This window comes from Variovorax monticola (genome assembly GCF_051216855.1).
Lineage (GTDB): Bacteria > Pseudomonadota > Gammaproteobacteria > Burkholderiales > Burkholderiaceae_C > Variovorax.
The window spans coordinates 537,090-558,262 of record NZ_JBPJZP010000002.1; the positions used below are offsets into that span (position 1 = coordinate 537,090).

Annotated in this window: 20 protein-coding genes; 6 read left to right on the forward strand and 14 right to left on the reverse strand. The window is 68.3% G+C overall.

Translation table 11 applies throughout. From position 1 onward, the window contains the following. Nucleotide 1: 1 nt before the first annotated feature. Entirely contained in the window at nucleotides 2–457 is a 456-nt protein-coding gene (locus ACSFA5_RS07800; protein WP_435435493.1) for a CBS domain-containing protein, read from the forward strand. A 118-nt stretch (nucleotides 458–575) separates the two neighbouring features. On the opposite strand, the gene ACSFA5_RS07805 is transcribed toward ACSFA5_RS07800, so the two are convergent. Together ACSFA5_RS07805 and ACSFA5_RS07810 are read right to left on the reverse strand one after the other, a co-directional pair. Continuing rightward, the gene (locus tag ACSFA5_RS07805; RefSeq protein WP_435443455.1) at nucleotides 576–1,553 is read right to left on the reverse strand and encodes a Bug family tripartite tricarboxylate transporter substrate binding protein; all 978 of its coding nucleotides are present in this window, start codon (nucleotides 1,551–1,553) and stop codon (nucleotides 576–578) included. Nucleotides 1,554–1,561: 8 nt separating this feature from the next. Further along, complete coding sequence (locus tag ACSFA5_RS07810; protein ID WP_435443456.1) at nucleotides 1,562–2,671, reverse strand: adenosine deaminase family protein; 1,110 nt, start codon at nucleotides 2,669–2,671, stop codon at nucleotides 1,562–1,564. 95 nt (nucleotides 2,672–2,766) lie between these two features. Between ACSFA5_RS07810 and ACSFA5_RS07815 the strand changes: the two genes are divergently transcribed. After that, entirely contained in the window at nucleotides 2,767–3,732 is a 966-nt protein-coding gene (locus ACSFA5_RS07815) for a LysR family transcriptional regulator (protein ID WP_435443457.1), read from the forward strand. Nucleotides 3,733–3,828: 96 nt separating this feature from the next. Here ACSFA5_RS07815 and ACSFA5_RS07820 read toward each other — a convergent pair whose 3' ends face one another. Beyond that, nucleotides 3,829–5,046: a polyhydroxyalkanoate depolymerase gene (locus ACSFA5_RS07820; RefSeq protein WP_435444078.1), complete on the reverse strand. Its 1,218-nt coding sequence runs from the start codon at nucleotides 5,044–5,046 to the stop codon at nucleotides 3,829–3,831. 81 nt (nucleotides 5,047–5,127) lie between these two features. Here ACSFA5_RS07820 and ACSFA5_RS07825 point away from each other — a divergent pair, with 81 nt between their 5' ends. Continuing rightward, nucleotides 5,128–5,784, forward strand: a complete 657-nt coding sequence (locus ACSFA5_RS07825) for a glutathione S-transferase family protein (protein ID WP_435443458.1) — start codon at nucleotides 5,128–5,130, stop codon at nucleotides 5,782–5,784. A gap of 8 nt (nucleotides 5,785–5,792) precedes the next feature. On the opposite strand, the gene ACSFA5_RS07830 is transcribed toward ACSFA5_RS07825, so the two are convergent. Genes ACSFA5_RS07830 through ACSFA5_RS07855 form a run of 6 tightly spaced genes read right to left on the reverse strand, consistent with a single transcriptional unit; the run spans nucleotide 5,793 to nucleotide 9,935 of the window. Then, a complete protein-coding gene (locus tag ACSFA5_RS07830; protein WP_435443459.1) occupies nucleotides 5,793–6,140 on the reverse strand; it encodes a DOPA 4,5-dioxygenase family protein in 348 nt (115 codons plus the stop codon). A gap of 7 nt (nucleotides 6,141–6,147) precedes the next feature. Further along, nucleotides 6,148–6,774 carry a DUF4166 domain-containing protein gene (locus ACSFA5_RS07835; protein WP_435443460.1) on the reverse strand — a complete coding sequence of 209 codons (627 nt, stop codon included), beginning with the start codon at nucleotides 6,772–6,774 and terminating at the stop codon, nucleotides 6,148–6,150. Continuing rightward, the gene (locus ACSFA5_RS07840; protein WP_435443461.1) at nucleotides 6,771–7,823 is read right to left on the reverse strand and encodes an SRPBCC family protein; all 1,053 of its coding nucleotides are present in this window, start codon (nucleotides 7,821–7,823) and stop codon (nucleotides 6,771–6,773) included. The genes ACSFA5_RS07835 and ACSFA5_RS07840 overlap by 4 nt, the downstream gene beginning before the upstream one ends. Before the next feature lie 46 nt (nucleotides 7,824–7,869). Then, nucleotides 7,870–8,826: an SAM-dependent methyltransferase gene (locus ACSFA5_RS07845; RefSeq protein ID WP_435443462.1), complete on the reverse strand. Its 957-nt coding sequence runs from the start codon at nucleotides 8,824–8,826 to the stop codon at nucleotides 7,870–7,872. Nucleotides 8,827–8,857: 31 nt separating this feature from the next. Then, nucleotides 8,858–9,280 (reverse strand): thiol-disulfide oxidoreductase DCC family protein, encoded by a 423-nt coding sequence (locus ACSFA5_RS07850; RefSeq protein ID WP_435443463.1) that lies wholly within the window; start codon nucleotides 9,278–9,280, stop codon nucleotides 8,858–8,860. A 58-nt stretch (nucleotides 9,281–9,338) separates the two neighbouring features. Next, complete coding sequence (locus ACSFA5_RS07855) at nucleotides 9,339–9,935, reverse strand: GbsR/MarR family transcriptional regulator (RefSeq protein ID WP_435443464.1); 597 nt, start codon at nucleotides 9,933–9,935, stop codon at nucleotides 9,339–9,341. Nucleotides 9,936–10,055: 120 nt separating this feature from the next. On the opposite strand from ACSFA5_RS07855, the gene ACSFA5_RS07860 reads away from it, so the two are divergent. Continuing rightward, on the forward strand, nucleotides 10,056–11,150 hold the full coding sequence (locus ACSFA5_RS07860; RefSeq protein ID WP_435443465.1) for a PA0069 family radical SAM protein: 1,095 nt from the start codon (nucleotides 10,056–10,058) through the stop codon (nucleotides 11,148–11,150). Between the two features lie 37 nt (nucleotides 11,151–11,187). Here the strand turns inward: ACSFA5_RS07860 and ACSFA5_RS07865 are convergent, their stop codons facing one another. The 3 genes from ACSFA5_RS07865 to ACSFA5_RS07875 form a co-directional block, all read right to left on the reverse strand. Further along, nucleotides 11,188–12,678 carry an efflux transporter outer membrane subunit gene (locus tag ACSFA5_RS07865; RefSeq protein WP_435443466.1) on the reverse strand — a complete coding sequence of 497 codons (1,491 nt, stop codon included), beginning with the start codon at nucleotides 12,676–12,678 and terminating at the stop codon, nucleotides 11,188–11,190. Further along, complete coding sequence (locus ACSFA5_RS07870; RefSeq protein WP_435443467.1) at nucleotides 12,675–13,931, reverse strand: efflux RND transporter periplasmic adaptor subunit; 1,257 nt, start codon at nucleotides 13,929–13,931, stop codon at nucleotides 12,675–12,677. Before ACSFA5_RS07870 ends, ACSFA5_RS07865 begins: the two co-directional genes overlap by 4 nt. A 92-nt stretch (nucleotides 13,932–14,023) precedes the next feature. Next, nucleotides 14,024–17,266 (reverse strand): efflux RND transporter permease subunit, encoded by a 3,243-nt coding sequence (locus ACSFA5_RS07875; RefSeq protein WP_435443468.1) that lies wholly within the window; start codon nucleotides 17,264–17,266, stop codon nucleotides 14,024–14,026. Nucleotides 17,267–17,374: 108 nt separating this feature from the next. Between ACSFA5_RS07875 and ACSFA5_RS07880 the strand changes: the two genes are divergently transcribed. Then, complete coding sequence (locus ACSFA5_RS07880; RefSeq protein WP_435443469.1) at nucleotides 17,375–17,875, forward strand: gluconokinase; 501 nt, start codon at nucleotides 17,375–17,377, stop codon at nucleotides 17,873–17,875. A gap of 31 nt (nucleotides 17,876–17,906) precedes the next feature. On the opposite strand, the gene ACSFA5_RS07885 is transcribed toward ACSFA5_RS07880, so the two are convergent. Together ACSFA5_RS07885 and gnd are read right to left on the reverse strand one after the other, a co-directional pair. Further along, complete coding sequence (locus tag ACSFA5_RS07885; RefSeq protein WP_435443470.1) at nucleotides 17,907–18,470, reverse strand: GNAT family N-acetyltransferase; 564 nt, start codon at nucleotides 18,468–18,470, stop codon at nucleotides 17,907–17,909. A gap of 150 nt (nucleotides 18,471–18,620) precedes the next feature. Further along, nucleotides 18,621–20,042, reverse strand: a complete 1,422-nt coding sequence (gnd, locus tag ACSFA5_RS07890; RefSeq protein ID WP_435443471.1) for a decarboxylating NADP(+)-dependent phosphogluconate dehydrogenase — start codon at nucleotides 20,040–20,042, stop codon at nucleotides 18,621–18,623. 154 nt (nucleotides 20,043–20,196) lie between these two features. On the opposite strand from gnd, the gene ACSFA5_RS07895 reads away from it, so the two are divergent. After that, the gene (locus ACSFA5_RS07895) at nucleotides 20,197–21,165 is read left to right on the forward strand and encodes an AraC-like ligand-binding domain-containing protein (protein ID WP_435443472.1); all 969 of its coding nucleotides are present in this window, start codon (nucleotides 20,197–20,199) and stop codon (nucleotides 21,163–21,165) included. Nucleotides 21,166–21,173 lie beyond the last annotated feature (8 nt).

Here is a 21,173-nt window from a genome sequence, read left to right on the forward strand (position 1 = left end):
GATGAAAGTCAGCGACATCCTTCGCGTGAAGGGCAATACGCTCTTCACCATCACACCAGACGACAAGCTGGCAGAAGCCGCCACCACCATGGCGGAGAAGGACATCGGTTCGCTGGTGGTCATGGAGCATGGCGACCTGGTCGGCATGCTCACCTTCCGGGAAGTGATCGTCGCCATCGTCAACAACGGCGGCCAGGTCGGCACCACGCTCGTGCGCAAGGCCATGGACGACGCCCCCGTCACCTGCACGCTGGAAACCGACCTCGACGAAATCCGCCGCATCATGCTGGAGCGCCACGCGCGCTACATGCCCGTGATGGACAAGCGCATGCTGATGGGCGTGATCAGCTTCTACGACGTGGCCAAGGCCGTGGTCGACAGCCAGAACTTCGAGAACAAGATGCTCAAGGCCTACATCCGCGACTGGCCGGCGGAAGACGAGAGCAAGACCGGCTGACCCGACCCGGTCTGTTCCAGAAGCACCGGGGAACCGGCTTCGCCGGGCCTCAGGTGTTGCCCCCGGCGGGGGGGTAGGAGAAGCGACACGCAGTGCGCGTAGGCTGCGGGCGGGCTTTTTACTCCTTGATGTTGGCGGTCTGCACGATCTTCTGGTTGCGTGCGTACTCCGCCTGCACGAATGCACCGAAGCTCTCCGGGGTGCCGCTGCCCGGCAGCGCGCCTTGTTCCATCAGCCTGGTGCGCACGCCTTCTTCCTGCAGCACCGCGTTCAGCGCCTGGTTGATCTGCGCCACCACGGCCGGCGGCGTCTTCGCGGGCGCGAAGATGCCCGTCCAGCTCACCATGTCGAAGCCCTTCAGGCCGGGCATCTCGTCGAAGGTGGGCACGTTGGGCAACGCGGCCAGCCGCTTGCTGCTGGTGATGCCCAGCGCCTTCAGGCGCTTGCCGTTCACATGCGGAATGGCGCTGGTGCTCACCAGCATCGCCAGGTCGACCTGGTCGCCGATCACGTCGGTGGCGATCTGCGCGCCGCCGCGGTAGGGCACGTGCGTCACGAAGATGCCGCTGCGCTCCTTCAGCAGTTCCATGGCGAGCTGCAGCACCGTGCCCACGCCGGAGGTGGCGTAGTTGTACTTGCCGGGCTTTGCCTTCGCGAGCTTCACGAAGTCGGCGAAGGTCTGCGCCTCCAGGCCGGGGCGCGCCACCAGCACCATCGGCGCGGTGTTGAGCAGGCCGACCGGCGCCAGGTCTTTCAGCGGATCGAAGCGGAAGGCCGTCGGGTTGACCAGCTTGCCGATGGCGATGGCGCTGTCGGGCCCGACCACCAGCGTGTAGCCGTCGGGCGATGCGTTCACCCCCTTGGCCACGCCGATGGCGCCGCCCGCGCCGCTCACGTTCTCGATCACCACCGACTGCCTGAGCCGCTCGCCGAGCCGCTGCGCCACGAGGCGCGCGTTGACGTCCACGCTGCCGCCAGCCGTGTAGGGAACGATCAGCGTGATGGGCTTGGCCGTGGGCCACGCCTGCGCGAAGGCCACGGCGGGAAGCCAGGCGCAGAGCGCGGTGGCAAGGAGCAGGCGTCGAGGGGTGTTCATGGCGGGAGTCATCCGAGGGGGGGAGGGGCAGGAGGGGCGGAAGGAACGGGTTCGGTGTGCAGGCGCGCGCGCAGCGAATCGAAGGCCTCGCTCCACTGCGTGCGCCATTCGCGGCGCTGCGCGTCGTCGATCCAGGCGCCGTCCAGCCCGTTGTGCATGAAGCCGCGCAGGTCGTCCAGGCCGAAGCCGAAGTCGCGCACCATCATCAGCCAGGCCTCTGTGGGTGTCACCTTGTGCAGCGTCGGGTCGTCGGTGTTGGGGTGGATGCGCAGGCCCAGGCCGGGCATGCGGCGAATCGGGTGGTCCAGCGCCCAGCGCTCGGGCGCCAGCGTGCGCAGGTAGTACGAGTTGGTGGGCACCACGGTGAAGAGCACGCCGCGCTCGGCGCACTGGCGCGCGAAGTCGGGCTGGTCGACCACCGTGTAGCCGTGGTCGATGCGGTCAACCTGCAGCACGTCGAGCGCGGTGCGCACGTTGGTCCAGGGCATGCCGAACTCGCCCGCGTGCGCGGTGGTCTTCAGGCCGGCCTTGCAGGCCGCGGCATAGGCCTGCGTGAACAGCTCGGGCGGCCGGTCGACCTCGCGGTAGTCGATGCCGATGCCGATCACCTCGTCGCAGCGGTGCGCCTTGACCCACTCCACCATCTCCACGGCCGCCTCGGGGCTGGCTTCGCGGTCGATGGCTGCAATGAGGCGCCCGGCGATGCCGAACTCCTGCTGTGCGTCCTGAATGGCGCGCACGATCGCGCCTTGCGCCATGGCGTAGGGAATGCCCGAGCCGTGCACCGTGCCGGTCGGATTCCAGAAGAACTCGGCGTGGCGCACGTTGTGCGAGGCCGCGTCCTGCAGGTACTCGAGCGTGAGCTGGTAGAGGTCGCCGGCGCTGCGCACCAGCTGGGCGTCGAGCGCGCGCAGCACGCGCAGCACCCCCACCGGTTTTTCGCCGCGCGTGTAGAAGCCATCGATCTCGTCGGCCGCCAGCGGTGCGCCGGCGCGCAGGTTGAGCTGCTTGAAGGTCTCGTGGCGCACGGTGCCGAACAGGTGGCAGTGCAGCTCGACCTTGGGTATCGCGTGCAGGAAGGCTTCCAGCGTCAAAAGTGCAGGGGTGGAGCTGGTCATGCGGGCCAGTCTAGTAACGGCGGCCCCATAAAGAAAATTTTGAATTTCTATAATTTGATTCACTGAATCAATAACCGAAGCAACCGGGAGTGCCGATGGCCGCCTTGCCGCTACCGTTGCCCTTGCGTGCGCTCACCTTGCGCCAGCTGCAGTTCTTTTCGGTGCTGGTGGAAGAAGGCCAGTTCGGCCGCGCGGCCAAGCGGCTGGCCATCACTCAGCCAGCCCTGAGCAACGCCATCAAGCAGATGGAAAAGCTGCTGGGCGCCGAGCTGCTCACGCGTTCCACCCACCGCCTGGAGCTCACGCCCGTGGGCGCGGAGGTGCTGGCGCGCACCGATTTCCTGGTCAACACCTTCGAGGTGGCGCTGCGCGACATCGAGAGCACGGTGCAGCGGGGCAGGGCGTTCGTGCGCATCGGCGTCATTCCCTCCGCCAGCGCGCGCGTGACGGCCGCGGCCAGCGAGTTCCTGAAGAGTGGCCAGCGCGAGGTGGAGCTGGCCTGGCGCGACGCCCCGTCGAACACGCTGCTGGCCGAACTGCGCAGCGGCCAGATCGACATGGCGGTGGCCGCCATCACCGAGCCGCCGGGCGGACTGACCTGCATCGACCTGTTCCGCGACCCGCTGGTGCTGGTGGTGCGGCGCGACCATGCGCTGGCGGCGGCCGGCGACGCGAACTGGGAGGCCATTGGCCGCGAGCGGCTGGTGCTGTTCGAAAGCGGCAGCATGCCGGCGCTGGGCAATCCGGCGCGCGCGCAGTTCGCACAGGGCGCGGAGCCGTACCGCGTGAGCTATTCCGAAACCCTCTATGCGCTGGTGCGCAGCGGCCAGGCGCTGGGCCTGATGCCGCGCCTGTACACCTCGTCGCTGCGCGACCCCGAGCTGGTGGTGGTGCCGCTGCTGAAGCCGCGCATCGAGCGCCGCGTGGTGCTGGCCTACCTGCCGGGGCCGATGCGCAACGTGGTGGCGCAGGAGCTCATTGCCTACCTGCGCGACAAGCTGCCGCAGGGCGGCGAGTTGAGCTTGAGGCGCATGACCAAGGGCACGCGGGGGCGGCGTTAGGCGTGTGACGCTCGACGATGTGAGACCGTGAAGCGTGGTCACAAACTGTGACCACCTCAGCCGCCACCTTCAGCTGAAACACGCGCAACAGCGCGATCAGTGCAATTCGGCCGCAGCGTAGATCGTCTCTCGCACCCGCGGATAGATCTGCGCGTTCCACTTGCTGCCGCTGAACACGCCGTAGTGCCCCACGCCGGCCTGCAGATGGTGCGTTTTCAGGTACGGGCGAATGTTGGTGCACAGGTCTTGCGCCGCCACCGTCTGGCCCACGGCGCAGATGTCGTCGCGCTCGCCTTCCACCGTCAGCAGCGCGGTGCGGCGGATGGCGGCGGGGTTCACGGTGCGCTCGCCCACGGTGAGCACGCCGCGCGGCAGGTCGTAGGTCTGGAACACGCGCTCCACCGTCTCCAGGTAGAACTCGGCCGGCAGGTCGTTCACCGCCAGGTACTCGTCGTAGAAGGTGCCGATGGTGCGGGCCTTTTCGAGGTCGCCCTCGATCAGGTGCGTGACCATGTCCTGGAACTGCTTCTTGTGCCGCTCGGGGTTCATGCTCATGAAGGCCGAGAGCTGCAGGAAGCCCGGGTACACGCGCCGCATCACGCCCGCATGCGGCCACGGCACATGGCTGATGAGGTTGCGGCGGAACCATTCGATGGGCTTGCTGGTGGCCAGCACGTTCACCCCGGTCGGGTTGATGCGGCAATCGACCGGGCCGGCCATCAGCGTCAGGCTGCGCGGCGTGGCCGGGTTGTCGTCTTCGGCCATGAGCGCGGTGGCGGCCAGCGCGGCCACGCAGGGCTGGCAGACCGCGACCATGTGCCCGCCCGGGCCGATGGCCTCCAGAAACTGGATGAGCTGCAGCGTGTAGTCGTCCAGGCTGAAGCCGCCGTGCCACAGCGGCACGTCGCGCGCGTTGTGCCAGTCGGTCAGGTACACGTCGTGGTCGTGCAGCAAGGTGCGCACGGTTTCGCGCAGCAGCGTGGCGAAATGGCCCGAGAGTGGTGCAACCAGCAGCACGGGCGGGTGCACCGCCTTGATGTCCTTCTTGAAATGCAGCAGCGTGCCGAAGGGCGACACCAGCGCCGTCTCCTCGTGCACGGCCACATCGACGCCGGCGACCGGCACGCTGTCGATGCCGTAGGGCGGCCGCGTGTGGGTGAGCCGCATGCGCGAGAACACCTCGAACTGGGCGGCCATGCGCCGCACCGGAGTGCGCTCCGTGCCGTCCTGCCAGAGGGCCTTGCCCAGGAATTGCGCCGCCAGGCGCGCCGGTGAGAGCAGGTCGGCTTGGTTCTGATAGGCCCGGTACAGCATGAACATGGTGCAGGCAAGTTGCGGGCCAGCCGCATGGCATGGCGCTTGCACGCAGTGCTGCAACGACCAAGGAGCTTCCCGATGGCCAAACCCGTTCTCACCATCAGCAGCAAGAACTACGGCGCGTGGTCGCTGCGCGGCTGGCTGATGTGCAGGCTGGCCGGGCTGGACTTCAGCGAGAAGGTCATCCCGCCCGACGATCCGGCCATGAAGGCCGAGATGCTGCTGCTGTCGTCTTCCATGCTGGTGCCCTCGCTGCAGCATGGCGGCGTGAAGGTATGGGACACGCTGGCCATCGGCGAGTACCTGAACGAGATCAAGCCCAAGGCCGGCCTGCTGCCCGACGACGTGGCCGCGCGCGCCCACTGCCGCGCCATCTGCGGCGAGATGCACTCGGGCTTCGCCTCGATGCGCGGCGCGCTGCCGATGAACATCAAGGCCCACTTCAAGAACTTCAAGGTGTGGTCGCGCGCGCAGGCCGACATCGACCGCATCGTCGCCATCTGGCGCGAATGCCTGAAGGCCTACGGCGGGCCCTTCCTGTTCGGCAAGCAGCCGGGCATGGCCGACGCGATGTACGCGCCGGTGGTCACGCGCTTCCTGAGCTACGACGTGGCGCTGGACAGCACCTGCACGGCCTACTGCAAGCGCGTGATGGAGCTGCCTGCCATGAAGGAATGGGTGGCCGAGGCGAAGAAGGAGCCCGAAGAAATCGACGAGCTCGACGCCGAGTTCTAGTTCTCGTTCTAGTGCCTGAACATCCGCAGATCGAGCGCGCTTTCCTCGCCCAGCCACATGGCATGCGCCGTGTGGTCGGCAAAGTCGTCGCCTGTCACGCCATGAACGAACACGTCGAGGCCGTCGCGGTTGCCGTCGAGCCAGCCGATGACCTGGTCGAACTCGGCCGCGTCGAAGGCGAGCTGACAGCTCCAGTGCGGATGCGGCCCCACCAGCCGCTCGTGCACGCGCCCGACCACCACCATCAGTTCATGCCCGGCGCGCTCGCACAGGGCACGGGCCTGCGCCAGCGTGGCGGGCGCGAAATAGACGTGGGCGTGGTATTGCGAGTGGAGGTTTTCAGGTCGGCGCGGCATGGTGCGTTCATTGTGGCCCCAAGCGTGGGGCCAGGTGAAAACGACCGCTGTAGCGGAACACGTCGCCGAACCAGCGGTGGCGCAGCCGCATCTTCATGGTGAAGTGCTCGGCGCTGCGTGGATCGGGGCGCTCCTCGACGTAGGCGGTGCCGAGCAACAGGCCCAGCGGCAGCGGGACGCGCAGGCCCCCGATGCGCCAGATGTAGCCCAGGTCGCGGAACACCAGGGCGCCTTCTTCCGCGCTCACCCCCAGGCGCATGCCGATGCCGAAGCGCACGTACTCGATCACCTCGCTGCCTCGGCCCGCGTCGTGTTCCATGTGCGAGCGGAAGTGAAAGTGCGGCTGGCCGGAGAAGTGGAAAACACGGTTCCAGTACAGGTTGGCGTTGTCGGGGTGGCAGCGGTAGTGCACCTCGATCGGTATGTCGGTGCCCGCGTGCGGCACCAGCGCACCGAAGAGCCGGCCGAAGGGCATCAGCAAAGCGGCCCAGGGCGCGTGCCAGACCTCGCTCATGACGCCGCGCACGCACACGTGGTCGTCGGAGAACGGCGCCATCGCGTAATGCCGCCTGACGACGTCGCCCAGCCGCTCCCACGCGGGGCCCAGCACCTGCTGGAACACGGGTTGCGTCATCCGGCCGCCACGGCAGCGGCTTCGCTGCGCGCCTTGTAGAAGCGCAGGATGTTCTCCGAGCCGTTGCCCAGCAGGGCTTGCAGCACGCGGTCCGCATACCAGTTGAAGCGTGTGCTCAGGCGCCACGACACGTCGATGCGCAGTTCGGTGCCGCCCTCGCGCGGGGTCAGCGTGTAGCTGGTGTCGCGCAGGTCGAAGTACTGGCCGCCGATCATCACGTGGTCGTCCAGCGCGCCGGCGGGAAAGGACTCGGGCGCGAAGCGATAGCGCCACTTCAGCAGGCGCCCGGGCTGCCACTCGGTGATGACTTCTTCGAAGTGCACGTTCTTCTGCCACTGCACCTGGCGCACGCGGCCCTCTGGCGTCTCGACGGTCACGCCGGACAGCGGCATCGGCACGCCGATGCGAAAGGCCCACGCGTCGCCGACCTCGTCGGGACGGATGTCGCGCGCCTCGTTGAGCGCATGCCACACCCGCTCGGCCGGCGCGGCGATGAAGACGGTGCGCGAGGTGTGGGAGAACTGGTCGGGGTTGGGCAGCTGGGGCTCGATGCCGCCGAGCAGCAAGGGCAGCAGCGCAAAGCCGTAGAGGGCCGGCTTCGGCCAGTTGGTGATGCGGCACACGATGCCCATCGCCAGCCCCCCGACGCTGCCCATTACCGCGAACAGCGGCACGATGACGATGGCGCAGATGATCCCCTCGATGAACACGGCCAGCGTGCCGGCGACGAACAGCGCGGTCGCCACCCACGGCGCCCAGAGGTAGTAGCCCCAGCTGCGCCGCTCGATGCGCTCGGCCATGTACACCGTGACCGCGCCGCACACCGCGGGCACGAAGTACACGAAGGCGCCGAGCATCGGCGAGAAGCGGTGGCCCGGCCCGCCGCTGAAGACGATGCGCAGCACCAGCGCGACGAGCGCCCCGGCCAGGATGGGCCAGAACCAGGCGAAGGGCATTCGGCGCCGGGGCGCGTCCTGCATGTCGTTGACCGGTTGCTCGATGGGCGTCAGCCCCGAGAACCTGCTTTCTTCCGTTGTGTCGTTGCGCATGGGAAGCCTCTTCTCCTCTTTCGTTGTGTGTGCTTGTGTGGTTCGTTCAATCGGCGCTGCGCTTCGCAGTGACCATGCAGTAGTCGAAGTCGCGCCAGAACATGCCCAGCGCCAGCGCGCAATAGCTCGCCACGATGTGCTTGCGCCGCCAGGGGCCGAGCCGGCCGCGCGCCTTCCACAGCTCGGCCAGCGTGAAGCGCGTGGCCAGCACGGGGATGTGCAACGCGCTGGGCGCCACCCGCCAGCGCAGCGACTTGACCTCGATGTCCTCGAAGCCGTGCGCGCGCAACGCCGCGACGAAGTCGTCGCGCACGGCCAGCGTGGGCACGGCCCAACTGTCGGCCCACAGGCGGTGCAGCCAGCCGGCGATGCGGCTAGGTTCGCGCCGCAGCAGGAAGCCGTCGACCACCGCCAGGCGCGCGCCGGGCTTGAGCAGGCGCGCGGCCTCGCGCACGAAGCCGGCCTTGGCGGTGCCGTCGGCGTAGCAGGCGCTTTCGACGGCCCAGGCGCCGTCGGCCTGCGCGGCGGGCAGGCCGGTGCGGGTGTAGTCGGCCTCTAGGTGCGCCATGCGGTCGGCCACGCCCGCGGCGGCGTCGAGCCGGGCGGCAATGCGGTTCTGCACCGGCACGTTGGTCACGGTGACGGCGTACAGCGAGCGGTCGTCGCCGACCAGCGTGCGCGCGGTGGCGCCGGCGCCGCAGCCCAGGTCGAGCACGCAGCGGCGCGGTGCGGCGCCTTGCGTTGCCTCGGGGAGCCGCAGCGCGCGACCGATCACGCGGTTCATCTCGACCAGCATGCCTTCGCGCCGCAGCGGGTTCAGCCCGGCGCGCCAGTAGCCGAAATGCATGTTGTAGCTTGGGCTCCAGGCGCTGTAGTCGAGCGCCACTTCGGTGAAGTAGTGCTGTGTGTCCTGGGCGGTGATGGGGGCGCCGGCGTGGTGCGTCGGTGCAGGCACGGGCGTTTCGTGGGGCATGCGGAGCTCGGTCTGGAAAACAGTGGGCATGGCGATTCCCTTGCTGGTGCTTCGGCGGTTCTCAGAGGCGGCAGTTGCCGTCGTCACAGGAAGGCGCCACGCGCCCCGCCAGCCTGGCGGCCAGCCAGCGTGGAATGCGGTAGCGGTTGCGTGCCAGCAGCGCATAGGCGCGGTCGGCCAGCGGCGCGACGAGCGGCAGGTCGAGCAGGAAGCCGCCGCTGGACAGGCCCACCGCCGCGCGGCAGAGGCGGATCGCCGGCACGCCGACGAACACGCGGCCTTGGGCATCCGACACATGAATGGCCGCCATCAGCGCATCGCGCGGGGCCGGTCCGGCGCTGAATGCGGTGGGGGAGCAATCGACCAGCTGCAGCCGGCCCGCCGCATCGCGCGCCTTCATGTGGTTCATCTCGGTGCTGCAGATGGCGCAGCTGGCGTCGAAATAGATAGTCAGCGGGTAGGCGGGCGCGGTGGCATGGGTCATGGTGTTCTTGATTCTCGATATTTCTGTCAGAACAGAAATTAAAGGACAAAAAAAGGGCTCAGATCATGGGGAGGCTGGCGTGGTGGGCGTCCGGGTCTTCGCCCTTGTCGCTGCCCTTGCTCGCCGCGGGCGCATCGCCGCGCACGAACTTCTGCACGCTGGCGCCCAGCGTCAGCACCTTGTCGAGCGTGCCGGGCGACAGCCGCAGCATTTCGTCGGCCCAGGTGGCGAGCTTGTCCATGAGCTCCATCGTCGAGCGGATGCGGTCCTGCGCGTCGGCCGGCTCCTTCTGGAAGTCGGGGCTGGACACCAGTTCGCGCAGCACGCGCACGGTGGGGTCGAACTCGCGTTCCTTGCGCTCGCGCACCACGGTGCGAAACAGCTCCCACACGTCGACGCTGGTCTCGAAGTAGTCGCGGCGGTCGCCCAGCGTGTGGGTGATGCGCACCAGGTTCCAGGCCTGCAGCTCTTTCAGGCTGTTGCTGATGTTGGAGCGCGCCACGCCGAGCGTGTCGGACAGCTCTTCGGCGTTCATCGGCTTGCCGTGGGCGAAGAGCAGGGCGTGAATTTGCGACACGGTGCGGTTCACGCCCCACATGGAGCCCATTTCGCCCCAGTGCAGGACGAACTTGCGTTGAATGTCGGTGAGTTCCATGGCGTCGAGTTTAGGATTTGCGAAATTTCTGTCAATAGAGAAATAGAAAAGTCGGCAACAACCGTGGATCGGTGGAATACTGTATGAATAAACAGTAAATCCAGCCGCCCAGGAGTTGCCATGCCCGCTGCCCAGATTCCCATCCACGCCATCAAGGGCCGCGGTGCGGCCACGCGGCTGGCGCATCGCTTTTCCAGCGACGAGCGCAACGCCTTCGACGACGGCTGGGGCACGCTCGAAGAAGGCGTGGCCGAAGCCGGCGAGTTGCAGCCCCTTGCCACCGAGGTGCGCTTCGAGGACGTGAAGTCGGTGCTCAACGACAACGACTCGCCCGACATCTCCTTCGACCGCTCGCTCAACCCGTACCGCGGCTGCGAGCACGGCTGCATCTATTGCTTCGCGCGCCCCACGCACAGCTACCTGAACCTGTCGCCCGGCCTGGACTTCGAGACCAAGCTCATCGCCAAGCGCAACATCGTCGAAGTGCTGCGCGGCGAGCTCGGGCGCAAGAGCTACCGGCCGAGCTACATCGCCATCGGCACCGCGACCGACTGCTACCAGCCGATCGAACGCGAGCTGCGCCTCACGCGCTCCATCGTCGAGCTGCTGCGGGAAACGCGGCATCCGTTCGCGCTGGTCACCAAGTCGAGCGCCATCGAGCGCGACCTCGACCTGATCGCGCCCATGGCCGCCGACCGCCTGGCAGCCGTGTACATCACCGTGACCACGCTCGACGGTGAACTCGCGCGCAAGCTGGAGCCGCGCGCCGCGGCGCCGCACCGGCGGCTGCGCACCATCCGCACGCTGGTGGACGCGGGCGTGCCGGTCGGCGTGAGCGTGGCGCCGCAGATTCCGTTCGTCACCGAAGACATGGAGCAGGTGCTCGAAGCCGCCTGGGAGGCCGGTGCGCGCAGCGCCTTCTACACCGTGGTGCGGCTGCCGTGGGAGGTGGCGCCGCTCTTCAAGGAGTGGCTCGCGCTGCACTACCCGCAGCGGGCGGAGCGCATCATGGCGCGCATTCACGACATGCGCGGCGGCAAGGACTACGACGCCGATTTCGCCACGCGCATGAAGGGCTCGGGCCTGTGGGCCGACCTGATCAACCAGCGCTTCATGAAAGCCACGAGCCGCATCGGCTTCAACCGGGAGCGCATTCCGCTGGACGTCACCGCCTTCCGGCCGCCGGGGGCGGTGGGGCAGGGCAGCCTGTTCTGAAGCCTGTTTCTGCTCTGGTCAGTTCGGCGGCGCGCTGCTACTGGCTTTTGGCCAGGCCGACCATCCCCTGAAGGTGGCAGCCGGCCGCCGTGTCGCCGGCCCCGCACCAGTCGCCCCCGAGCGCCTTCACCAGGAAAACAGAGGTCAGCAGCCGCTGCCCCTGCAGCTGCGCGGCCTGGCGCTCCACCGTCAGCAGCGACTGCTGCGCCGTGATCACGTCGAGGTAGGTCGAGGCACCGCCTTCGTAGCGGCTGGTCGCCATGTCGAGCACGCGGCGCGCGGCCGTCACGGCGGCCTGCGCCTGCGTGGTGGCGCTGTCGAGCGCCGACAACCCGGTGATGCCGTCCTCCACCTCCTGCATGGCAGTGAGCACCGTGCGGCGGTAGCTGCCCACGGTGGCGTCGTAGCCGGCTTTGGCAAAGTCGACATTGGCGCGCACACGGCCACCGTCGAACAGCACCTGCGTGGCCGACACGCCTACCGACCACAGCAGGCTGGGGCCGTTGAACAGCGACTCGATCACGCGGCTGTCCACGCCCAGCGTCGGCGAGATCATGAAGCTCGGGTAGAAGGCCGCGGTGGCCACGCCGATCTGCGCATTGGCCGCGGCCATGGCGCGTTCGGCCGACGCCACGTCGGGCCGGCGCTGCAGCATGTCCGAAGGCACGCCCAGCGGCACGGCGGGCGGGCGGATCTCGCGCAGGTCCACCGCCAGCGCGAAATTGGGCGCCGGCGTGCCGATGAGGGTGGCCAGTGCGTGCTCGTACTGCGCGCGCTGCTTCTTCAGCACGTCGATCTGGGTGAGCGTGGTTTCCAGCAGCGCCTGCTGCTGCGCCACGTCGAGGCCCGACACGGCACCCAGGTCGTGGCGCGCCGTGACGAACTCCAGCGCGCGGCGCTGCAGGCCGACGGAGCGGGAGATCACGTCGAGCTCGACGTCGGTCGAGCGCAGGTTGAAGTAGTTGTTGGCCACGTCGGCGCTCAGCAGCAGCCGCGTGTTGGCCAGGTCGGCGGCCGACTGCTCCGCGGACGCCGTCGCACCTTCGACGGTGCGCTGCACGCGGCCGGCCAGGTCGAGCTCGTAGCTGGCGTTGAGCGACAGCGCAAAGTCGTTCTGCACGGTCGATGCATTGGAGGTCGCGTAGTTGGTGAGCGGCCGGTTGGCGGAAATCTTCAGGCGCGATGCGCGTGTGCCCAGGCCCAGCTGCGGGTACTGGCTGGCTGCGTTCGACGCCAGCGCGGCACGGGCCTGTGCCAGCCGTGCATTGGCGATCGTGAGCGTGGGGCTGCCGGCCATCGCCTGCGCCTGCAGGGTGTCGAGTTGCGCGTCGCCGAAGCGCTGCCACCACGGGCCCTTGTCGGCGCTGTCGCTGGGCGCGCTCACGCGCCAGGGCTCCTCGAGCTTCCAGCTGACGGGCAGGGGGGTGTCGGGCGTCTTGTAGTCGGGGCCGACGGCGCAGCCCGCGATGAGCGCAATGAGCGCTGTCACGGCGCCCACTTTCGCCGCCGCCGGCGGTCGCAGCCTCACGCCGGTTCCTTCTTCGGCGCGGCGCCCTTGGCCGCGGCCGGCGGCGCGTCGGGCGCCACCGCCACCACGTCGCCTTCGGCGAGCGAATCGGACGGGTTCAGCACCATGCGGTCGGTGCCTTCGAGCCCGTCGATCACCTCGACGTTCTCGCCGTAGTTGCGCCCCAGCGTCACGGGGCGCAGGTTGATGCGGCCCTGCGCGCCGACCACCGCGATGCGCGTGCCCTCGGCGCGGAACAGCAGCGCGTTCGACGGCACCGTGAGCGTGCGGCTGGCCGCCAGCGGCAGCGACACCTGCACGTAGGCGCCAGGCAGCAGCGCGCCGTCCTTGTTGGGCAACGACACCTCGACCTGCATCATCCGCGTGGTCGCGTCGATGGCGCCGGCCGTGCGCGCCACCTCGCCCTTGAAGCTCTGGCCGCGCAGTTCGGCCTGCGTCACCACCACCGGCTGGCCCGTCTTCACGAGTTGGGCGTAGGCCTGCGGCACGTTGATGTACACGCGCAGCGGGTCGGTCTGCGCCAGCAGGAACAGCGCGCGCCCGGCGCCGCCGCCCGCGCCGGCGTCGATCAGGTCGCCCGTGTCGACGTTGCGCCGCGTGATCACGCCCGCGAACGGCGCCACCACGCGCTTGAAACCTTCGGTCTGCTTCAGGCGCTGCACGTTGGCATCGGCCGCGGCCACGTTCGAGGTGGCCTGCGCCACGGCGCCGCGGCGTTCGTCCAGGTCTTGCTGCGAAACCACGTCTTTCTTGCGCAGCGCTTCCCAGCGCTCGGCGGTGCTCTGCGCGAGCGCCAGGCCCGAGGCCGCCTGCGCACGCGCGGCCACGGCCTGCGAGAGCTGCTGGTCGATCTCAGGCGTCTCGATCTCGGCGAGCAGTTCGCCCTTTTCGACGCGGCTGCCGATGTCCCTGGTCCAGCGCTTGAGGTAGCCGCTGGCGCGCGCCGCGATGGGCGACTGCACGAAGCCCTGCAGCGTGCCGGGCAGCGCCAGCGTCTGGCCGGCGGTGGGCGTGCGGGGCAGGGCGGTCTGCACGTACTGTTTGGCGCGCTCGGTGGTGCCGGCTTCGAGCGCGCGGGCATTGGCCATGCGCACGAACACGGTGCGTGCCGCGCCCAGCGCCAGCAGCACCAGGACGATCAGCACCAGCCAGCGCGTGCGCCGCACGATCTGCCGGCGGCGCAACAGTTCGCCTTCGCCCTCTTCGACGGCGATGGGGTGGATGGCCAATGCCGAATGGCGTTGCTGCGTCATGACCAGCTCGGCGCCGGGCCGCTCCCAAGGCGAGCGGCGGCCCCCTCGGGGGGCAGCGAATACACGGAGTGAATGAGCGTGGGGGTCAAGTCCTAGTTCTCCTGGGGCGTTGCGCCGGTTGCGGGCGGTTGTGGCAGCTGGTGCTGTTGCAAGGATTCGCGTGCCGCCCGGCGGTGCGCAAGCCGACTGTGCACCCCCGCGAACACCGCGGGCACGAAAAACAATGTCGACACCGTGGCAAAGATCAGGCCACCGATCACCGCGCGGCCCAGCGGCGCGTTCTGCTCGGCGCCTTCGCCCAGGCCCAGCGCCATCGGGATCATGCCGATGACCATGGCCAGCGCCGTCATCAGCACCGGGCGGATGCGGGTGGCGCCGGCTTCCAGCGCGGCCGAGAGCGGCGGAATGCCCGCGGCCAGCCGTTCACGCGCGAACGACACCAGCAGGATGGAATTGGCCGTGGCCACGCCCATGGTCATGATGGCGCCCGTGAGCGCCGGCACGCTCAGCGTGGTGCCGGTGATGAACAGCATCCATGCGATGCCCGCCAGCGCGGCCGGCAGCGCGGTGATGATGATGGCCGCGTCCATCCACGACTGGAAGGTGACCACGATCAGCAGGTACACCAGCACGATGGCCATCGCCAGCCCCACGCCCAGGCCGACGAACGACGACTGCATGGTCTGCACCTGCCCGCGCACCTCGACCCGGCTGCCGCGCGAGAGCTTGGGGCGCATGTCGTCGACCAGCTTCTGCACCTTCGAGGCCACGCTGGCCAGGTCGGTGCCCTGCACGCTCACGTACACGTCGATGACCGGCGCGATGTTGTAGCGCGACATCACGGCCGGCTGGCGGTCGGCCTGCGTGGTCACGAGGTTGCCGAGCAACTGCTGCGCGCCAGAGCCAGCACCGCCGGCGCCCGCACCCGCGCCCGCACCCACCGGAATGTTCAGCAGCGAGTCGAGCGAATCGACGGTGTACTGCGGCGTCTGCACCGCGATGCTGTAGACCACGCCGTTCACCGGGTTCAGCCAGAAGGCCGGCGCCGTCTGCGAGCTGCCCGACAGCGCGATGAGCACGTTCTGCCCCACGTTGGCCGCCGTCAGCCCGTACTGCTGCAGCCGCGTGCGGTCCATCTGCAGGCTCAGCGCGGGGCCGTCCAGGCGCTGGTGCACATGGGCGTCTACAGCGCCCGGAATCTGGCGGATCGCCTTGGTCAGCTCGGCGGCGCGGGCGGCGTTGCCGGCCATGTCGTTGCCGCTGAACTGCACGTCGATGGCCGCGGGCAGGCCGAAGTTCAGGATCTGCGTGACGATGTCCGCCGGCTGGAAGAAGAACTCGATGCCCGGAAAGCGCCGGGGCAGCTCGGCCCGCAGCACCGACACGAAGTGCTCGGTCGGCCGGTGGCCCTCTTTCAGCGACAGCAGCAGCTCGCCGTCGAAGGTGCCGATGGTGCCGGCGTTGCTGTACGACAGGTTGATGCCGCTGTTGGGCACGCCCAGGTTGTCCAGGATGGTCTCGAGCTGGTCCGGCGGCACCAGCTCGCGGATGGCGGCCTCCACCTGGTCGGTGAGGCGCGCGGTTTCCTCGATGCGGGTGCCCGTGGGCGCGCGCAGGTGCAGGCGGATCTGGCCGGCGTCCACCGTCGGGAAGAAGTCGCGGCCCAGCGCGGGGTACAGCAGGCACGACAGCAGGCAGAAGCCCAGGAACAGGCCGATGAACCCGGCCCGCTTCGACAGCACCGCCGACAGCACCAGCGTGTAGGCGCGGCGCACGCGCTCGAAGCGGCGGTCGAAGGCGCGGTACAGGCGCTGCAGCGGGCTTTGCTTCGCGCCTTCGGCCGGTGCCTGGCCGCTTCCATGCGAGCCGCTCATGAGCAGCATCACCAGCGTGGGCACCAGCGTGCGCGAGAGCAGGTAGGAGGCCAGCATGGCGAACACCACCGCCTCGGCCAGCGGCACGAACAGGAAGCGCGCCACGCCCGAGAGGAAGAACATCGGCACGAACACGATGCAGATGCACAGCGTGGACACGAAGGCGGCCGAGCCGATTTCGCCCGCGCCCACCTCGATGGATTCTTTCAGCGGCGTGCCCATGTGCAGGTGCCGCTCGATGTTCTCGATGGTCACGATCGCCTGGTCCACCAGGATGCCGACCGACAGCGCCAGCCCGCCCAGCGTCATGAGGTTGAGCGTTTCGCCGAGCGAATACAGCACCAGGATCGACGCGAGGATCGACAGCGGAATGGTCAGCGCGATGATCAGCGTGCTGCGCCAGTTGCCCAGGAACAGCAGCACCATCGCGGCGGTGAGCGCGGCGGCCAGGATGGCCTCGAACACCACGCCCTTCACCGCCGCCTTCACGAACACCGACTGGTCGAACAGCGGCGTGATCTTGATGTCCTCGGGCATCGTCTGCGCGGCGATGGGCAGCATGGCGCGGATGTTCGACACGATGTCCAGCGTGGAGGCGCCGCCGTTCTTCAGCACCGACAGCAGCACGCCGCGCACGCCGTCCTGGCGCACCACGTTGGTCTGCGGGGAGAAGCCGTCGCGCACGTAGGCCACGTCGCGCAGGTAGGTGGTGGCGCCGTTCACGGTGCGCACCGGCAGGTCGTTCAGGCCCGCGATGGCGTCGGGCGAGCCGTTCATCTTCACGTTGTATTCGGTGCCGCCGAACTTGGCCGTGCCCGAGGGAAGAATCAGGTTCTGCGTGTTGACGGCGTTCACCACGTCGGCCGGCGACAGGCCGCGCGCCTGCAGCGCCTGGGTGTCGAGGTCGACCGAAATCAGCCGGTTCTTGCCGCCGTACGGAAACGGAATGGCCGCGCCCGGCACCGTGATGAGCTGCGGGCGCAGCTGGTTGACGGTGGCGTCGAACAGCGAGTTTTCAGAGCGTGTGGGGCTGGACAGCGCCAGCTGGATCACCGGCACGCTGGAGGCCGAGTACTTGATGACCAGCGGCGGCGTGATGCCCGGCGGCAGTTGCCGCACCTGCGCCTGCATGGAGGCCACCACCTGCGAGATGGCCATCTCGATGTTGGCGGTGGGCTGGAAGAACACCTTGATGATCGACACCCCGGCGAGCGACTGCGACTCGATGTGCTCGATGTCGCTCACCGTGGTGGTGAGCCCGCGCTCCACCTGGCCCGAGATGCGCTGCCCCATTTCCTGGGCCGGCAGGCCGGTGTAGTTCCAGATGACGCTGACCACCGGGATGTTGATTTCCGGGAAGATGTCGGTGGCCATGCGCGCCAGGACAAAAGGCGTGGCCAGCACGATCAGCATCGCCATCACGATGAATGTGTACGGGCGACGCAATGCGAGCTGAACCATGGGCGGGACTCTCTGCTTTCGACGGAAAAAGCTGTCGCATCATAAGGAAGTAGATTTAAGTTTGCTGGCGCCGTTTTTTGCGTGTGGCGCTTTACCAAAAGGGTGCATATGGACAGGGTCTGGCTGGTAGTGATGGGCGTGTCGGGATGCGGCAAGTCGAGCCTGGGCGCGGCGCTGGCCACAGCCCTCGGGCTGCCGCTCATAGAAGGCGACGACCACCATCCGCCGGCCAATGTCGAGAAGATGAGCCGGGGCATTGCGTTGACCGATGCGGACCGTGCCGGCTGGCTGGCCACGCTGGGTCGCACGCTGGCCGATGCCCCGCAGGGGGCGGTGCTGACCTGCTCGGCGCTCAAGCGCAGTTACCGCGAGCAGCTGCGTGCGGCGGCACCGGGGCTGCGGTTCGTGTTCATGGCGATCGAGCGGGCGGAGTCCGAACGGCGTGTGGCGGCTCGGGCGGGGGAGCACATGTTTCCGGCCAGCCTGGTGGCCAATCAGTTCGCGACGCTCGAATCGCCTGTCGGTGAGACGGGTGTGCTGGCGGTGGATGCGACCGCGCCGCTGGGGCAGTCCGTGGCGCAGGTCCAAGCCTGGCTTGTTGCTGGCTGAGTTGTTTTTGTGTGGCCGTGAGCGGGAGGCCTCAGCGTGCAGGCAAATCCAGCGAAAGCGAAAGCCGGGTGACGTTGCTGTTGCCCGTGTCGCGCTGCAGCTTGAACCCCAGCTTGCGCGCCAGCGCCAGCATGCCGAGGTTGTCGTAGAGCGTGATGTCCGCCAGCTGCTTCACGCCGGCCGCCCGGGCCGCATCGATCAGTTTGCGCAGGAGCTTCGAGGCAATGCCCTGGTGCTGCCATGCATCGGCGATGACCACGGCTAACTCGGCGATGTGCGCCGTTTCGGGCGTTTCTCCGCGCACATAGCGCACCACGCCCATCTGCTGTTCACGGCCGTCGACCTCGGTGGTCGCGATGAGGGCCAGCTCGTGCTGGTAGTCGATATGGGTCATGCGCCACAGCTCGTCGGGCTGCGGCTTGCGCGGCGACAGCAGGCGGTGGTAGCCCGTTTCGCTCGACAGCCCCGCCACGAAGGCTGTGTGCAGGGTCAGGTCGTCGGCACGGATCGGGCGGATCCGCACCGGCGTGCCGTCGCTCAGTTGCCAGTCCTCGACCAAGTGGTTGGGGTAGTCATGAGGCTGCGGTGAGGACATGGCGCGTTGTGCCACGAGCGCCGCCGCCGGTCAAACGGGGATCCCTTCCAGCGAACACCGCGGAACCGGCTTTGCCGGGCCGCAGGTGTTGCCCCCGGAAGGGGGTTGGCGAAGCGACACGAAGTGCGCGCAGCCTGGGGGAGAGACAAGTTATCCGATCACTTCGGGCCAGTCGGTATGGAAGAACTGGCCTTCGGGCTTGTCGGTGCGCTCGTACGTGTGCGCACCGAAGAAGTCGCGCTGTGCCTGCAGCAGGTTGGCCGGCAGGCGCTCGGTGCGGTAGCTGTCGTAGTAGGCCAGCGAGGCGCTGAAGGCCGGCACCGGAATGCCATTGCTCACTGCCAGCGCCACCACCTCGCGCCAGTTCTGCTGCGTGCGGTTCAGCAGGTCCTTGAAGAAGGGGTCGAGCATCAGGTTGTTCAGCGCCGGGTCGGTACGGAAGGCGTCGGTGATGCGGTTCAGGAAGCGCGCGCGAATGATGCAGCCGCCGCGCCAGATCGACGCGATGCTCGCCAGGTCGAGCTTCCATTCCTTCTTGTCGCCCATCGTCTTGATGAGGTCGAAGCCCTGCGTGTAGCTGATGACCTTGGACGCATACAGCGCGTCGTGCACCTTGGCCACCAGCGCCTTCTTCTCCAGCGACAGCGCGATCTTGGGGCCCTGCAGCACCTTGCTGGCGGCCACGCGCGCCTTCTTCTGCGACGACAGCACGCGCGCCTCGACGGCGGCGTTGATGGTGCTGATGACCACCGCGTTCTCGGCCGCGTTGATCAGCGTCCACTGGCCCGTGCCCTTCTGGCCGGCCTTGTCCAGGATCATGTCGACGATCGGGTTGCCCGTTTCGGGGTCTTTCTGTTCCAGCGCCTTGGCGGTGATCTGGATCAGGTAGCTCTGCAGCTCGCCGTCGTTCCACTCGTTGAAGATGGCCGCCATCTCGTCGGTGGTGAAGCCCGCGGCCTTGAACAGGCTGTAGGCCTCGCAGATGAGCTGCATGTCGCCGTACTCGATGCCGTTGTGCACCATCTTCACGTAGTGGCCGGCGCCGCCCGGGCCGATGTGAATGACGCAGGGCTCGCCGTCCACCTTGGCCGCGATGCTCTCGAAGATCGGCTTCATCACCTCCCAGGTGGAGAGCGGGCCGCCCGGCATGATCGAAGGCCCCTTGCGCGCGCCTTCTTCCCCGCCCGAGACGCCCGCGCCGATGAAGCGCAGACCCTTGCTCGAAAGGTAAGCGTCGCGGCGCTCGGTGTCGGTGTAGAGGCTGTTGCCGCCGTCGATGACGATGTCGTCCTTGTCCAGCAGCGGAATGAGCTGCTCGATGACCTGGTCGACCGGTGCGCCGGCCTTCACCATGATCTGGATCTTGCGGGGCTTGGCCAGGCTCTGCACGAACTCTTCGAGCGTCTTGGCGCCCACCAGCTTCTTGCCGGGGTTCGCGGCCACGAAGGCTTCGGTGGTCGCCTCGGTGCGGTTGTAGACGCTGACCTGGAAGCCGCGGCTTTCCACGTTCAGCACGAGGTTCTGGCCCATCACTGCCAGTCCGATCAGTCCGAAATCGCTTTTGTTGCTCATGACCCGTCTTGCCCTTCTTTCATGTGCGTGCGCCGGAATGCCCCGCGCACGGGTTGGTTCGCCGGTCATTTTGCCGGTGTAAGCGGCGCCCCGCCGTGGGAGATGGTCTATACCCGCTTGGCAAGCGGGCACGGCTTGGGTATGTTCGTCGCGCATGAGCCAAGCCATCGATGCTCTCCACCGCTGGTCCACCGACGCCGTGCCGCCCGCGCAGCGGCTGGACTACTGGGTGGGCGCGGTCTGCGAGGGCTTCCTGGAGATGGACGTGACCAGCAGGGCGGGCGGCAGCTTCGGCGCCACGCTGGAGTCGGCGCCGCTCGGCCCCCTGGTGGTCAACCAGGTGCGCGGCAGCGCGCAGGACGTTTACCGCACGCGGCGCGCCATTGCGCACAGCCGTCACAACTATTACTACCTGCTGTGCAAGACCGATTCGCCCTGGGTCACGGTGCAAGAGGAGCGCTGCGCGCGGCTGCTGCCGGGCGACGCGGTGCTGGTCGATTCACGCCGGCTGTATGAATTTCACTTGCTGCAATCGGCCGACACCTTGTCGCTCGAGCTGCCGACCGCCTGGGTCGACGCCTGGCTGCCCGATGCCGGCGACCAGGTGGCGCGCCGCATCGACGCGCAGGCGGGGTGGGGCGCCGTGCTGAGCGCCTTCGTGCAGCAGCTGACGCCGCAGGTGGCCGCAAAGCCGCCGTTGCCCGCTGCGTTGCTGTGCGACCAGCTGGGCGGCCTGCTGGCATTGGCGCTCGGAAAGGGGCCTTTGCAGCCCGCGAGCGAAGGCCGCGCCGCGTTGCGCCGCCGCGTGCTCGACGCCACGCGCGAGCGGCATGCCGAACCCGGCCTCACGGCGGCGGGCGTGGCACGCGGGCTGGGCATGTCGGAGCGCAGCCTGCATCGCTGCCTGGCGGAGGGTGCGAGCGCCACCACCTTTGCGACCGCGCTGGCGGACTTCCGCATGCAGGTGGCGCGGCGCATGCTGGCCGATGCGCGCTTCGACCGGCTGAGCATCGCGCAGATCGGCGCTCGCGTGGGGTTGGCGGACGCCTCGCACTTCGTGCGGCAGTGCCGCAGGCACCTGGGTGCGACGCCCGGCGAGCTGCGGCGCTTGCTGCGGCACTGAGCGCGCGC

Bases quoted from the DNA above. Each gene is read 5' to 3' on its own strand.
- ACSFA5_RS07870 (WP_435443467.1), bottom strand. From the start codon at position 13,931: ATGACGCAGCAACGCCATTCGGCATTGGCCATCCACCCCATCGCCGTC.
- ACSFA5_RS07860 (WP_435443465.1), top strand. From the start codon at position 10,056: ATGCCCGCTGCCCAGATTCCCATCCACGCCATCAAGGGCCGCGGTGCG.
- ACSFA5_RS07830 (WP_435443459.1), bottom strand. From the start codon at position 6,140: ATGCCGCGCCGACCTGAAAACCTCCACTCGCAATACCACGCCCACGTC.
- ACSFA5_RS07825 (WP_435443458.1), top strand. From the start codon at position 5,128: ATGGCCAAACCCGTTCTCACCATCAGCAGCAAGAACTACGGCGCGTGG.
- ACSFA5_RS07880 (WP_435443469.1), top strand. From the start codon at position 17,375: ATGGACAGGGTCTGGCTGGTAGTGATGGGCGTGTCGGGATGCGGCAAG.
- ACSFA5_RS07845 (WP_435443462.1), bottom strand. From the start codon at position 8,826: ATGCCCACTGTTTTCCAGACCGAGCTCCGCATGCCCCACGAAACGCCC.
- ACSFA5_RS07875 (WP_435443468.1), bottom strand. From the start codon at position 17,266: ATGGTTCAGCTCGCATTGCGTCGCCCGTACACATTCATCGTGATGGCG.
- ACSFA5_RS07805 (WP_435443455.1), bottom strand. From the start codon at position 1,553: ATGAACACCCCTCGACGCCTGCTCCTTGCCACCGCGCTCTGCGCCTGG.
- ACSFA5_RS07815 (WP_435443457.1), top strand. From the start codon at position 2,767: ATGGCCGCCTTGCCGCTACCGTTGCCCTTGCGTGCGCTCACCTTGCGC.
- gnd (WP_435443471.1), bottom strand. From the start codon at position 20,042: ATGAGCAACAAAAGCGATTTCGGACTGATCGGACTGGCAGTGATGGGC.
- ACSFA5_RS07850 (WP_435443463.1), bottom strand. From the start codon at position 9,280: ATGACCCATGCCACCGCGCCCGCCTACCCGCTGACTATCTATTTCGAC.
- ACSFA5_RS07835 (WP_435443460.1), bottom strand. From the start codon at position 6,774: ATGACGCAACCCGTGTTCCAGCAGGTGCTGGGCCCCGCGTGGGAGCGG.
- ACSFA5_RS07820 (WP_435444078.1), bottom strand. From the start codon at position 5,046: ATGCTGTACCGGGCCTATCAGAACCAAGCCGACCTGCTCTCACCGGCG.
- ACSFA5_RS07800 (WP_435435493.1), top strand. From the start codon at position 2: ATGAAAGTCAGCGACATCCTTCGCGTGAAGGGCAATACGCTCTTCACC.
- ACSFA5_RS07895 (WP_435443472.1), top strand. From the start codon at position 20,197: ATGAGCCAAGCCATCGATGCTCTCCACCGCTGGTCCACCGACGCCGTG.
- ACSFA5_RS07855 (WP_435443464.1), bottom strand. From the start codon at position 9,935: ATGGAACTCACCGACATTCAACGCAAGTTCGTCCTGCACTGGGGCGAA.
- ACSFA5_RS07885 (WP_435443470.1), bottom strand. From the start codon at position 18,470: ATGTCCTCACCGCAGCCTCATGACTACCCCAACCACTTGGTCGAGGAC.
- ACSFA5_RS07840 (WP_435443461.1), bottom strand. From the start codon at position 7,823: ATGCGCAACGACACAACGGAAGAAAGCAGGTTCTCGGGGCTGACGCCC.
- ACSFA5_RS07810 (WP_435443456.1), bottom strand. From the start codon at position 2,671: ATGACCAGCTCCACCCCTGCACTTTTGACGCTGGAAGCCTTCCTGCAC.